Consider the following 12876-nt stretch of genomic DNA (forward strand, 5'->3'; position numbering starts at 1 on the left):
CACGCTTTACCTCGACGGCACCAACAATGCCGTTCTGGCCGGCAACGACACCGCCGCAACCAGCGAAAACGGCGTGCTTGCTCTGTCTGCCGCGACGCTTCTGGCGAATGACCGGGAGTTTGACGGCCAGACCACCACCATCACCGCAGTCAGCGACAGTACTGCCGGAGCCACCGTCAGCCTGTCGGGCGGCACCGTCAGTTACGATCCCGGCAGTCTTTTCGACGCACTGGCCGAGGGCGAGACAGCCACCGACACCTTCACCTATACCGTCGATGACGGATTTGGCGGAACCGACACCGCTACCGTGACCGTCACGATCACCGGCAGCAATGACGCACCTGTCCTGACTCTGGCGCCTGCCGTCACCATAGACGAGAACACGACCGCCGTCGCCACCGCCTCGGCCACTGACGTTGACAGCGCGACCCTGACCTACAGCCTGACCGGCGACGACGCGGCACTTTTCACGATCGACCAGTCCACCGGCGCGATCAGCTTCATAGAAGCCCCGGACTTCGAGGCCCCTGCGGATGCTGGTGCAGACAATGTCTACAACGTGACGGTCGGCGTCTCTGACGGCGCCATCACCACCACGACCGACGTTGCGGTCACGGTTGCCGATGTTGTCGAAACCCCGACCTTCGAGGCGCGGCTGAACGAGTTCCACTATGACAACGCGGGCAGCGATGTCGGTGAGTTCATCGAGGTCCGCACCACGGCGGGCAGCGATGCCTCGGGGCTGGTGGTCGAGCTTTACAATGGCAGCGGCGGCGCGGTCTACGGCACGCTGACGACGGCGACTGCCACGGTCACCACCGATGGTACCTATGATTACTACGTCTGGAACCTGCCCGCGAACGGTCTGCAGAACGGCGCGCCCGACGGTATCGCGCTGTCGAACGGCGGCACTCTGGTCGAATTCCTGAGCTACGAGGGCACATTTGCCGCGACCAACGGTACTGCTGCGGGCACCGTCTCGACCAGCGTCGGGGTGGCTGAAGCTGGTACCGAGGAGCCGGGCCTTTCGCTGCAGCGCAACGACGACGGCACCTGGCGGGCGCCAGAGACGAGCACGGCGGGTGCCGCGAATGGTGGAATCGTAATCCCGCCGACCGAACTTCTGATCTCTGAAATCCAGGGCAGCGGCAGCGCCTCGACCTGGGTCGGCGAGAAGGTCACGGTGACGGCGGCGGTGACCTACATCACGACGGACGGCTTTTATCTGCAGGAGGAAGATGCCGATGCAGACGGCGACGCGCTGACATCGGAAGGCATCTTCGTCTTCACTGGCGGCGGCGTCGCGGTGGAACTCGGCGACATCGTTTCGCTGACCGGCACGGTGGCGGAATCCTTCGGACTGACCGCTATCACCGGGGCCACTGATGTCGTGACGATCTCGACCGGCTCGGCACTTCCGACGGCCGTTACAGTCACACTCGACCCCGCAACCGTCCAGAACTTCGAGGCGATCGAGGGGATGCGCGTCAGCGTCACCAGCGGCACCGCCGATCCCCTGACCATCATCGAGAACTTCAACCTCGACCGCTTTGGCGAAGTGACGATCAGCGCCGGCAACCAGACCCAGCCGACCCAGCTTTTCGACGCCCAGACCCAAGCCGCCGAAATCGCCGCCCTGACCGAAGCCAACGCCAACGCCCGGCTTCTGCTCGATGATGGCAACAGCACCCAGAACCCTGACGCGTTCGAGTTCCTGCCCGCAAATGCAGGAGACAACGGCAACGGTTTCCTCGACAGCGGTGACAATTTCGGCAACGACGGCGCGACCGTGCGCCTCGGTGCCGAACTGACCGCGCCGGTCGAGGGGGTGATGAGTTTCGGCTTTGGCGACTATCGCCTGATTGTCAGCGAGCAGCTGGAGATCGACGAGACCACGAATGGCGGTGCCCGCCAGGACACGCCCGATGACGTGGGCGGCACGCTGCAGGTCGCCAGCGTCAACGTGCTCAACTACTTCTCGACGTTGAACGACGGGACCGGCGGTTCGGGCCCCAACAACCTTACTCCGCGCGGCGCCAATAACCTGGAAGAACTGGAGCGCCAGACCGCCAAGCTGGTCGAGTCCATCACCGGCACCGGGGCCGAAGTGCTTGCTCTGCAAGAGATGGAGAACAACGGCTTCGGCGAGGGATCGGCTATCGACACTTTGCTCGACGCCCTGAATGCCGATGCGGAGGCCTCGGGTTCGGACGCCGTTTATGCTGCGGTCGATCCGACTGGAACGGGGGGGTTTGTCGGCACCGACGCGATCATGCCTGCAATCATCTATGACAGCACTGCCGTAACCTTGACCGGCTACGCGCTGGTCACTTACGACGAGCCCTCAGCTGCGCAGACCTTTGCTCTGGCCGAAGTTCTGAACCCCTTCGTGCCCGAAGATGTCCGGCTGGAAGACTTCGACCGCAACCGCCCATCGGTCGTCGCCACCTTCACCGACAACGCGACGGGCGAGAGCTTCACTGTCGTGTCGTCGCACTTCAAGTCAAAGGGCGACAGCGGTCTGGAGGATCTGGTCGACGCAGCGCAGGCCTACCTCGACGCCGGCGGCACGGGCATCACCCAGGCCGACATCGACGCCCTGCGCGCCGATCCCAACTTCGATCAGGGCGACGGCCAGGCCTATTGGAACGCCGTCCGCCTCGATGCGGCCGTGCAGCTTGCCGACTTCATGGCCAACGACTACGACGCCCCCGGAGGCTACATTCTGCTCGGCGACTTCAACTCCTATGCCGAGGATGATCCGGTCCAGTACCTTGATGACACCGCTGGCCTGACCGACCTGATCGACACCTTCATCGGCCAGGAAGATGCCTTCAGCTTCATCTTCGACGGCCAGCGCGGCACGCTCGACCAGGGCTTTGCATCAGGTGATATCGCGGGCTTCGTGACCGGCGCCACCGAGTGGCACATCAATTCCCAGGAACCTGACCTGATCGGTTATGACACCAGCTTCAAGGATCCTGCGTTCTACAATGAGGGTCCCTACGCCTCTGCCGACCACGACCCGCTGATCATCGGCCTCGATCTCGGGGGTGACCCGCTTCTGGTGTAGGCAAGCCCGCAGCGTTCGGCTCAACGGTAACGCACCACGCGGTAGACCTCTGGTCCACCAATGACCTGATCGCCTGAAAAATCGTAACGCTCTGCGCCGCCCGGTGGTGACGCGGCCCCTTGCCTCTGCCACCTTTGTCGAAAGGCCCGCGGGGTCGGAGGGAGGGAATCTGCATGACGAAGAAGGTCTGTCTGGTCACTGGCGGCGGGCGCGGCATCGGGGCTGCGGTGGCGCGCGAGATGGCGGCGCGGGGGTATGCGCTGGTTCTGATGTCGCCCTCGGAGAATTGCGAAAAGCTTGCGGCCGAGCTGGGCGGGGTTGCCCGGCGCGGCATGACGCAGAACCTTGATGACCTGACGGCCCTGGTCGATCTTGCCGTTGCCACCCATGGCCGGATCGACGCCGTCTTCAACAACACCGGCCACCCGCCGAAGGGCGATCTTCTGGAGATCTCCGATGACGGCTGGGACCTCGCGAACGACCTGATCGTGAAGTCAGTCGTGCGCATGGCCCGGCTGGTGACCCCGGTGATGGAGGCGCAAGGGTCGGGCTCGATCGTCAACCTCACCACCTACGCCGCAACCGAGCCGTCGCTTCTGTTCCCGGCCTCCTGTGTCTACCGGGCCGGGGTGCACGCCTTCGCCAAGCTCTACTCCGACCGCTACGGCCCGGTCGGCATCCGGATGAACTGCCTGGCGCCGGGGTTCACCGACAGCCTCGACCTTGCCAAATACGCCGACCTGCCCGCGTTGAAGCGGATCGCCCGTGTCGCCGAGCAGGCCAAGGCGGCGGCCTTTCTTCTGACCGACGACTCCAGCTACGTTACCGGCCAGACGCTCGTCGTCGATGGCGGGGTAAGCCGGAGCATCTGAAAAAGTTAGACCTGCGAGCCACGGGGAGGCTCGCAGGTCTAGGCCGGGGCGAGGGGGTCGACCACCGGCCAAGCACCGCAACAGGGACGTTGCGGCCTCAGTTGCGCGAAGGATAAATGCCCTCCAACGCGATAATGTAGTTGAGGCAGAGGCTGGGCTGCATGTTGTCATGCGGCTGTCCTCCGCCGGTCAAGGCGATCGACAAGGGGTTCAGCGCAAGGGTTGGGCTGCTCTTGTCCGAATAGACTTGCGATCGCGCAAGCATGTCGCCCTGTGCGCGGTCTGAATCACTCGGAACATTGGCGACAACCAGATCATGCGTGTGCGGAGGCACCTGGGCCGGTGCGAGGGTGACGGTCTCCTGCCCCATCGTCTCGCCGGGGGAACGGGGCGAGAGGCCGGTGCCAGAGCCTGCGTGGACCGGGACACGTCCACGCAGGTCCGGCAGTTGGAAGGTCAGGATGCCGTCACCGCCGTAGGTCGTACCCAGCAGCGAATAAAGCGCCGAATACTGGGCGATCTGCAGGGACTGGCCGTTGCAGAACGCCCAGCCCCTGGGTTCGAAGTTGCCCCCGAATATGATGATCGACCCGAGCAGGGGTTCCATCTTCCGCACACCATTTCTTCCCGACAGGCCAAAACCAGCCCGCCGATGGTCCCTTGCTAGCGGGGATTGGCCGGGGGGGTCTGTGGCAGAACGCACAAAGCTGTTGTTTGCGCAGCTGCCGGTTGCATGGCGCCAGCCGCTGCGGCCGTTGCCGAAACAACTGCAAGCACTCACAGAAGTCGCCAAGCTTGCGCCATGATTGCGCCCCGCTATGCTCCCACAACGGAAACCGGGCGGCGAACAGATCGACCGAGGCCATGCTGACGGCCGCGGGCAGGGAGGGAGAGCACGTGGCTTCGGAACGCCAGAAGATCGCCGTCATCGGCGGTGGAGTGGGCGCAATCACGGCGACCTATGCGATCACCACGATCCCCGACTGGGACAAGCTCTACGACATCACGGTCTATCAGCTGGGCTGGCGCTGCGGCGGCAAGGGCGCGTCGGGCCGCAACGCAGCACGCCATCAGCGGATCGAGGAGCATGGCCTCCATATCTGGGCAGGTTTCTACGAAAACGCCTTCCGCCTGATGCGCGACTGCTATGACACGCTGAACAAGACCGGCCTCCGGTCCCCCGACGCGCCTTTGGGAACGCTCGACAAGGCCTTCAAGGGCCTGTCGCATTTCCTTCTGGCCGAGGATCTGCCCCAGCCCGACGGGTCGGTCAGCCTGCACCCTTGGCGTATCGATTTCGAGCCGAACAGCGACAAGCCGGGCACGGGTGGGCTTCTCCCCACACCGTTCGCCTATTTCCAGATGCTTGTGCGCACCGTTGCCGATTTCATCGAACGCGGCCTCGCCGGGCCGGTGCCCGATACGAACGCCCATACCCTGCCCGAACGCTTCCACGCAGGCTTTGCACGTCTCGGTCTGCCCACGGCTGCGGCCTCGCCCTTCCATCACCTGCATGCGTTTTCGGCCAAGCTTTCCGCAAATCCAAATGACCACAAGACACACGAGACCCTGCTTCTGGCGGGCCTCGCCGCCCATGCGCAAACCTGGCAACACGCCCGGATGGCCGCCGAGGAACACAGCGACGAAGCCCGCCGCATCGGATACGTGATCAGCCTGTCGGGTGCCTTCTTCCGGGGCTCGATCGACTCTGGCCTCTTCCGCGCGGGGTTCGACGCGATCGACAACTGGGAGATCAGCGCCTGGCTCCTCCACTACGGGGCGTCGCAAGACGCGGTCTATTCTGCCGTGTTCCGCGGCTGTTATGACTATGTGTTCGGTTATCCCGGTGGCGTGACCGAGGACCGGGGGGTCGGCGCCGGTACCGCGATCCGCGGGCTTCTCCGGCTCGCCTTCACCTACAAGGGCGCGCTCTTCTACAAGATGCAGGCCGGGATGGGCGACACCATCTTCGGCCCCTACTACCAGGTCCTGAAATCGCGCGGCGTGAAGTTCCGCTTCTTCACCGCCGCCCGGGGCTTGCGGCTTGACGAAAGCAAGATCGGCGTCTCCGCCATCGACATGGTCGAACAGGCCGAAGTGATCTCGGGCGACTACCAGCCGCTTGTCGACGTCCGGGGTCTCCCTTGCTGGCCGTCCGAGCCTGACTGGTCGCAGCTGAAGGACGGCGCGGCCTTGAAGGCCAAGGGCGTCGACTTCGAAAGCGAAAAGGACCCGCCCACCGGCCGCGCCTTCCGGCTGGAGCGTGGCCGCGACTTCGACCAGGTGATCCTCGGGGCCTCGCTCGGCTCGATCCCCTACCTCGCCGAAGACCTTATCGCCGCTTCGCCCCGCTGGCGGGCGATGGTCCAGAACGTCGGCACAGTCGCCACCCAGGCTGCGCAGTTCTGGCTGAACACCTCTGCCGAAGACCTCGGTTGGAACCAGCTTGTCGCCGAGCACAACCCCGGCCCCCAGACTGACCTCAAGACCGTCATCACCAGCTTCACCGAGCCCCTGGATACCTGGGCCGACATGACCGACCTCATCCCGCATGAGGACTGGCCGGAAGATGGTCCCGCGCAGCTCGCCTATTTCTGCAGCCCGGCACATAACGTCGGCGTCGACCCAAAACCCTTCAAGGAACGCGTCCGCGACTGGGCCGACCGCGACCTCACGCGCATGTGGCCGGGTGCCGCCAAGGGCGGCAAGTTCGACCTCTCGCTCCTCTGGGGCCCCAAGGAGCAAAGCCCGGAAGACCGCTTCCAAAGCCAGTATTTCCGCCAGAACTTCTACGGGTCCGAGCGCTATGTCCTCTCCGTCCCGAACTCCGTCCAGCACCGCCTGCCACCCGATGACTCGGGCTTCGAGAACCTGTTCCTCGCGGGTGACTGGACCCGCTGCGGCATCAACGCGGGATGCGTCGAGGCGGCCACGATCTCCGGCCTCGTCTGCGCCCGCGGCCTGACCGGCAACCCGTTCGAGGTGGTGGGCGAGGGCGACCTGCTTCCCGATGCGGGACCAGGCGACGCGACGCAACTGGCCAGCCCCTACGCCCAGACCGCACCCTGGCCGCTGACGCCCTTCTTCGGCACCGGCGCGGTCGACGGCTGGTTCAGCTTCCATGCAGTGGACGCAGAGGCCCTGCAGGCGATCCTGCCCCCCGGCATGACGCTGCACCCGCAGTCCTTCACGCCCGAAGGCACCCACCCGGTCACGATCCTTGCCAACCAGCAGATCGGTGTCCGCGCCTCGGCTCTGCCGCGTTTTCTGGGGTTCCGGCCCTACTACGAGGCGATCATCTCGGTGGCTTGCGTCCAGGTCGACGGGCACCCCGGCATCTTCAACTACCTGCCGAACCTCTACCTGTCGAACCGCGCGGCCCAGCTGTCCGGCCTCTGGTTCTACGGGTTCAACAAGCGGATGGGCAAGCTTTCGATGGGCAACGCCGAATACGCGGTTGCCACTCCAGACGGCAAACCTGTCTGGTCCGCCCGCTACCAGGATCGCGGCTTCGCCCGGTCGCTGATGGACAGCCCCGATGCAGGCCGCGTCCAGACACTTTGCGATCAGGTCATCGTCACCGAAGGCAAGCTTTCGCGCTGGCAGTTCTCGTCCTTCGACTTCGACCTCGGCACCGCCGAGATCACCCCGGTCGCGGCCGAGATCGTTATCCAGGACGCAAACCTGGCCGAGCTGCCCGCCGGTCGCCTGACCGCCGCCCCGCTGGCCATGCCGGGCAGCGCCGCGCCCGCACCGGGCGGCTTGCCTGGAGCATTCCGCATCCGCACCAGCTGGACCCTGTCGAATCCATTGGACTCACGGCGAATTGCGCGGCTAGAAGCGGCGCGAGTAAGAGTACCGTGAGTTCGGCTGGGGGGAAAAGCCGGTGACAAAGGGGGATATCGAGGCCGGTGGGGGCCGAAGGCAGGTAACTGCCGTCTTCATCGATCTCGAAAACTTCAGCGCCATCGCCAGCGAGGCGGATGCCGAGGACCTGCAGTCCTGGCTGGATGACTATTACCGCCAAACCCGCATTCTGGTCGAGGCGAGCGGCGGTGAGGTGACCGAGTATCTGGGCGACGGCGTGGTCGCGATCTTCGGCCTGTCGCGCACCGAAGAGCTGACCGCCGACCGGGCCGTCGATGCCGCCTTGCGGGCGGTCCAGTCGATCCGGCTCAGCTACCAGAACCGCATCGCCGTCCGTCTCCGCGCCGGGGTGGCGACGGGCGAGGTCGTCGTGCGCCCCGGGCCGGAACGCGACGGCCTTCCGCGCCTGACCGGGTCGGTCACCACGCTGGCCGAACGCATCCAGTCCGAGGCGGAACCCGGCACTGTCGTCATCGCCGAGGAGACCCGCGCCCTGTCGCGCGGCCGGTTCGAGACCCGCGCGCTTGGCCCCCGCAGGCTCAAGGGGTTCACCGACGAGATGGTGCTATTCGAGGTCCTCGGGCGGCTCCCCGCCGGGGGCATCGACCAGCCCGAGACCTTCGTCGGCCGTTCCCGCGAGATGGCCAAGCTGATCGCAACCGAAGGCCCCGCGCTGATCATCGGACAGGCAGGCGTCGGCAAGACGGCCTTCGTCGGTCACCTCGCCAGCCAGTTCGCGGCGAAATCGGTGTTTCAGGGCGACGCGATCGGCCATGGCTCAAGCCACCAGCCCTTCCGCGACTGGCTTCTGGACCGGATCGGCACCACCAACCCCGACTATGCGGCGCTGGCCGAGGCCTTCCCCGAACTAGCCACCACCGACCGGCAGGCCCTTGCCCTGATCCTTGGTCTGCCCGAAGGCCAGGTTCTGCTGGCCACCCTGTCCAGCCTCGCCCTCAAAGGCCTGATCGAAGGCGCAATCTGGCAGGCGATCCTGGCCCGCCAAAAGCGCGGACTCCTCCTGTTTGAAGACCTGCACTGGTTCGACGTCGCCAGCCTTGGCGTGATCAACCATATCTTCACCGCCCCGGAATCCCCCCAGTTCCGCATCATCCTGACCAGCCGCGAAGATGCCAAGCTTGGCCGCCATCTTGCGGGTGGTGACCTCCTGACGCTGGCGCTCGATCCCTTGCCAGACGAAGACGCGCGCGTCCTTCTCGACCGGCTTGTGCCTGAAACCGATGCCGCCACGCGCCGTCAGGTGCTGGAGCGGGCGGGCGGCGTGCCGCTCTTCCTCCAGCAACTCGCCCGCCGCGGCGGCGGGGCCAAGGCGGGTCTGCCCGCCACGCTGATGGACCTTCTCGGCGAACGGATCGACAGCACGGGTGAGGCGAAGCCGATCCTGCAACGCGCCGCAGCGCTTGGCCGCAGCTTCGGGGGCGACATGCTCCGCGCGCTGGCCGCGGACGGCGCCGACCCCCTGCCGCAGCTTCGCGCCGCCGCCCGCGCCGGGGTGCTGGTCGCCCGACCGAACAACGCGTGGGAGTTTGCCCATGCCCTTCTCGCCCAGGCCGCCTACCAGTCGATGCTGCGCCGCACCCGCGAAGGCCTCCATGCCCGGATCGCCGAAATGCTGCAAAGCCGGTTCCCCCAGGTCCTCAGCCGCGAGCCAGGCCTTCTGGCCGACCACCAGCACAAGGCGCGCCAGTTCCTGCCCGCGATCCAAAGCTACCTGCAGGCCAGCCAGAAGCTTCTGATGCAGGGCGCCTTCGTCGACGGCGAATCCATGGCCCGCGCGGCACTTGGCCTTTGCGCCGAGCTGCCGGAAGACCAGCGGCCCGCGCTCGAGATTGCGGCCCATACCATGATCGGCTCGGTCCTCATGCAGGTGCAGGGCTTCACGGCCGAACCCGTGCGCCAGGCCTTCGACAAGGTGCTCGACATCTCCAGCGCCCAGTCCGTCCTCGGCCCCGAAACGGCCCCCGCGCTTCTGGGCGTCCACACCCACGCCATCATCTCGGCGCAAGAGGCGCGGGCGAACCGGCTGGGCGAGCTGATGGACCGGATGGCCGATGCCGCGGGCAACAGCGCCGAGGGGGTGGAAATCCGCCTCGTCGCCCTTGCCGCGCGCAACGGCACCCGCTTCTACCAGGGCAATTTCGCCGATCAGCTGAACTGCATCGCCGCGATCCGCCCGCTTTACCGGCTGGAGAAACACGCCGGCATGATCGCCCGCTACGGGATGGACATCTTCGCCGCCGCCCAGATGTTTGAAGCCCCCGCCCGCGCGATCCTTGGCCAGACCGACAAAGTGCCCGCCCTTGTCGCCGAGACGGACGCGCATCAGGCGGCGCTTTCGATCCCGGTGATGCAGCCCTATGCGCTGGTCTGGGGCTCGGTGCCGCTCTTCTATGCGGGCGAGGTTGAGGCCGCAAAGGACCGCCTGCAGCGCGGGATCGACGTGGCCGTGACGCAAGGCGCGCTTTTCTGGCAGTTCATCGGCCGAACCTGGGCCTTCGTGATGGACCCCGATCTTGCGAAGACCGACGATGGCATCGCCGGGTTCGGGCAGGTCATCGCCACGCTCCGCGCCATCGGCGCCAATGTCGGCGTGCCCTACTTCTCGGCCGTCCACTCTGCGCGCCTGACCGCCGCCGGTCGGCATGACGAGGCGCTTCAGGTCTCCTCCCGCGCGTTGGCCGAAACCCAGGCGGACAGGCTCCACTGCTGGTACCCCGAAATCCTCCGGCTTCACGCCGGGAATTGCCGCGCCGCGGGCCGGGCGGCCGATGCCGATGCCGCGCTCGCCAAGGCAGTTGAAGTCGCGACTGGCCAGGGCGCAGCCCTTTGGCTTATCCGCGCGCATCTTGACCGGATCGCCGCGGGCGGCCCGGCAAATGGTCTGGCCGAAGCCGTCGCTCGTTTCCCCAACGGCGCCCGCCTTCCGGAACTGGCCGAGGCCCGGTCGGTCCTGGCAGTGCCGTGACCATCGCCAAGCTTCTTGCCCGCGGCCTGCCGCTCTTCGACGGCATCACCCCCGATGACCTTGCGGGGATCGAGGTTCCCTTCACCGAACGCCGCCTCCGGCCCTGGGAGATTCTCTTCAACCAGAAGGACAAAAGCGGCGACGTGCATTTCCTTCTGTCCGGCACGCTGATGGCGCTTTTCTGGACCGAAGACGGGCGCGAGATCATCTTCACCCGCTTCGCCACCGGCTCGCATCTCGGCGAACTTGCAGCACTTGACGAAGGCCCCCGCTCGCTGGCCGTCATGGCGCGAAGCGAGGCCACGGTGCTGACAATCCCCGGCGCCACGTTCCGGATGCTGTTCGACCAGGTCCCGAAACTGCGCTGGCGGATCGCGCGGGGCCTCGTCACCCGCATCCGCAGCCTGACCGCCAAGAACCTGGAACTGACGACCTACAGCGTCGAAGAACGGGTCGCCTCCTACCTCGTCGGCCTCGCCGTCGACCGCGGCCAGCTCCGCGCCGGCGGCCAGATCGAGGACGCCCCCACCCACGCCGAAATCGCCGCCACGATCGGCTCGAACCGCGAGATGGTCAGCCGGGTGATGGGCGGGCTGGCAAAGAAGGGTGCAATCAAGGTCGCCCGGCAAAGGATCGAGATCGTCGATCCGAAAGTGCTGACGGCGGAGTTCTGATCAAAGCAACCTAGGGCGCGCTACAGCGCACCGTTCTGCTCGGCCAACACCTAACTGCAAAGAGCGTTCAGCGACACGCTCCACTCCAGAAAGGCCATCTGGTCGGCAAAGGGCAGGGTCTCGACGGCCGTCGCAAATTCCTCCGAAACTGCCAGTGCAGCCATCTTCTGATTACCCTGTGCCTGGCCGAGCTCAGCCATATCGCCTCCGGCCATCGCGACCCCGACCGCCTCCCATGCGACGAGATAGGCGCAGAGCGCATCCTTCTGCGCGGGGTCCGCCACTGCGGCTTGCAGTGTGTCCACAAGCGGCGCGGCGCTTGGATTGGTCTCGGCAAGACCCACGACGGGGCAAAGGGCAACGGTCAGCACAGCAACAAACGAAAGGGACCGCATCATGTACTCCTCGTGTGGGGACCTGGGTCAGCAATCGCAGAGTAGGGGCGCGAGGGCGTAACGGCAAAATGACAAATCCGGTCATGCCGAAAGTCTCTCCACCGAAGCCTCCGTGGGGTGGGGTTCCACCCAACCAATCCCCGGAGCTTGTCCCAGACCCGACCGATTCGCGCGTTGGTTAACTGCCCTGGGGCCAGATGCGCGTGTAGACGGAACAAAGATGAAAGCAAGACGGAAACAAGATCATCGATCTGTTCGAAAGCTGCAAGATTAACACAGCGTTCTCAATCACTTGACGACAGGCTCTGCCCCCCTGCGGCCCCCGGAGAATTTCCTCGTTCACATCTCGTAAACCCGGCCGAACGGTGGCTCCGATCCCGCCCTAGTCACCAAAGACAATCTCGAATCCAGCGCCCGTAGCAGGGCTCAAAAGCCTGATCTCCGCCCCACGCGCGGCCAGAAGGTTCGCCACGATGGTCAGCCCCATCCCCGTCCCGCCGCTCTCCCGCCGCGTGGTGAAGAACGGCTCGAACACATGGCCACGGTTGCCGTCCGATATCCCAGGCCCATCATCCGTCACCGTCATCCGCCCCGGCACCGCACCGATGTGCACCACCCGAGCCCCCGCCGCCCCCGCGTTCGACAAAAGCTGCTGCAGCACGATCCCCAGCCCCTCGGCGTCCAGCGGCAGCTCGACGTCACCCCCCTCAACCGAAACCTTCAGCCCCGGATGGACAACCGCAAGGGCTGGCACAACGTCGCCCAACCGACACATCCCATGGTGCCCCGGCTCGCGCGCCGCCGCCGCCTCGCGCAGGGCCTGCAGCTGCCGTTCCATCTGCGCTCCGGCGTCCGAAACCACAGCCACCAGCCCCTTCGAGGTCGCGTCCAGCGGCCCGTCCTCCAGCATCTCCACCGCGGCCCGCACCGCCGAAAGGGGGGTCTTCATCTCATGCGTCACATGGTCGGTGAAGCTGCGGATCGTCGCCTCGCGGGCCTGCAGGCGCCC

General features: G+C 65.9%; 8 protein-coding genes. 5 read left to right on the forward strand and 3 right to left on the reverse strand.

What is annotated here, in order from left to right; all coding sequences use genetic code 11:
- Together ACRCSW_RS20035 and ACRCSW_RS20040 are read left to right on the forward strand one after the other, a co-directional pair.
- Positions 1-3073, forward strand: a 3073-nt coding sequence (locus ACRCSW_RS20035) for an ExeM/NucH family extracellular endonuclease (RefSeq protein ID WP_438707417.1), incomplete at its 5' end; no start/stop codon positions are given.
- A 173-nt stretch (positions 3074-3246) separates the two neighbouring features.
- The gene (locus tag ACRCSW_RS20040) at positions 3247-3945 is read left to right on the forward strand and encodes an SDR family oxidoreductase (protein WP_438707418.1); all 699 of its coding nucleotides are present in this window, start codon (positions 3247-3249) and stop codon (positions 3943-3945) included.
- Positions 3946-4042: 97 nt separating this feature from the next.
- Here ACRCSW_RS20040 and ACRCSW_RS20045 read toward each other — a convergent pair whose 3' ends face one another.
- Entirely contained in the window at positions 4043-4552 is a 510-nt protein-coding gene (locus ACRCSW_RS20045) for a phage tail protein (protein WP_438707419.1), read from the reverse strand.
- Positions 4553-4842: 290 nt separating this feature from the next.
- On the opposite strand from ACRCSW_RS20045, the gene ACRCSW_RS20050 reads away from it, so the two are divergent.
- The 3 genes from ACRCSW_RS20050 to ACRCSW_RS20060 are packed head-to-tail and all read left to right on the forward strand — an operon-like array spanning position 4843 to position 11472.
- Positions 4843-7809 carry an acetoacetate decarboxylase family protein gene (locus tag ACRCSW_RS20050; RefSeq protein WP_438707420.1) on the forward strand — a complete coding sequence of 989 codons (2967 nt, stop codon included), beginning with the start codon at positions 4843-4845 and terminating at the stop codon, positions 7807-7809.
- 22 nt (positions 7810-7831) lie between these two features.
- Positions 7832-10798 (forward strand): ATP-binding protein, encoded by a 2967-nt coding sequence (locus ACRCSW_RS20055; protein ID WP_438707421.1) that lies wholly within the window; start codon positions 7832-7834, stop codon positions 10796-10798.
- Positions 10795-11472: a Crp/Fnr family transcriptional regulator gene (locus tag ACRCSW_RS20060; protein ID WP_438707422.1), complete on the forward strand. Its 678-nt coding sequence runs from the start codon at positions 10795-10797 to the stop codon at positions 11470-11472. Before ACRCSW_RS20055 ends, ACRCSW_RS20060 begins: the two co-directional genes overlap by 4 nt.
- A gap of 50 nt (positions 11473-11522) precedes the next feature.
- Here ACRCSW_RS20060 and ACRCSW_RS20065 read toward each other — a convergent pair whose 3' ends face one another.
- The gene (locus ACRCSW_RS20065; RefSeq protein WP_438707423.1) at positions 11523-11870 is read right to left on the reverse strand and encodes a hypothetical protein; all 348 of its coding nucleotides are present in this window, start codon (positions 11868-11870) and stop codon (positions 11523-11525) included.
- 379 nt (positions 11871-12249) lie between these two features.
- Positions 12250-12876: sensor histidine kinase (locus tag ACRCSW_RS20070; RefSeq protein ID WP_438707424.1), on the reverse strand; the 627-nt coding region annotated here is incomplete at its 5' end.

This window comes from Tabrizicola sp. (assembly GCF_051645465.1).
Classification (GTDB): domain Bacteria; phylum Pseudomonadota; class Alphaproteobacteria; order Rhodobacterales; family Rhodobacteraceae; genus Tabrizicola.

Bases quoted from the DNA above. Each gene is read 5' to 3' on its own strand.
- ACRCSW_RS20045 (WP_438707419.1), bottom strand. From the start codon at position 4,552: ATGGAACCCCTGCTCGGGTCGATCATCATATTCGGGGGCAACTTCGAA.
- ACRCSW_RS20040 (WP_438707418.1), top strand. From the start codon at position 3,247: ATGACGAAGAAGGTCTGTCTGGTCACTGGCGGCGGGCGCGGCATCGGG.
- ACRCSW_RS20065 (WP_438707423.1), bottom strand. From the start codon at position 11,870: ATGATGCGGTCCCTTTCGTTTGTTGCTGTGCTGACCGTTGCCCTTTGC.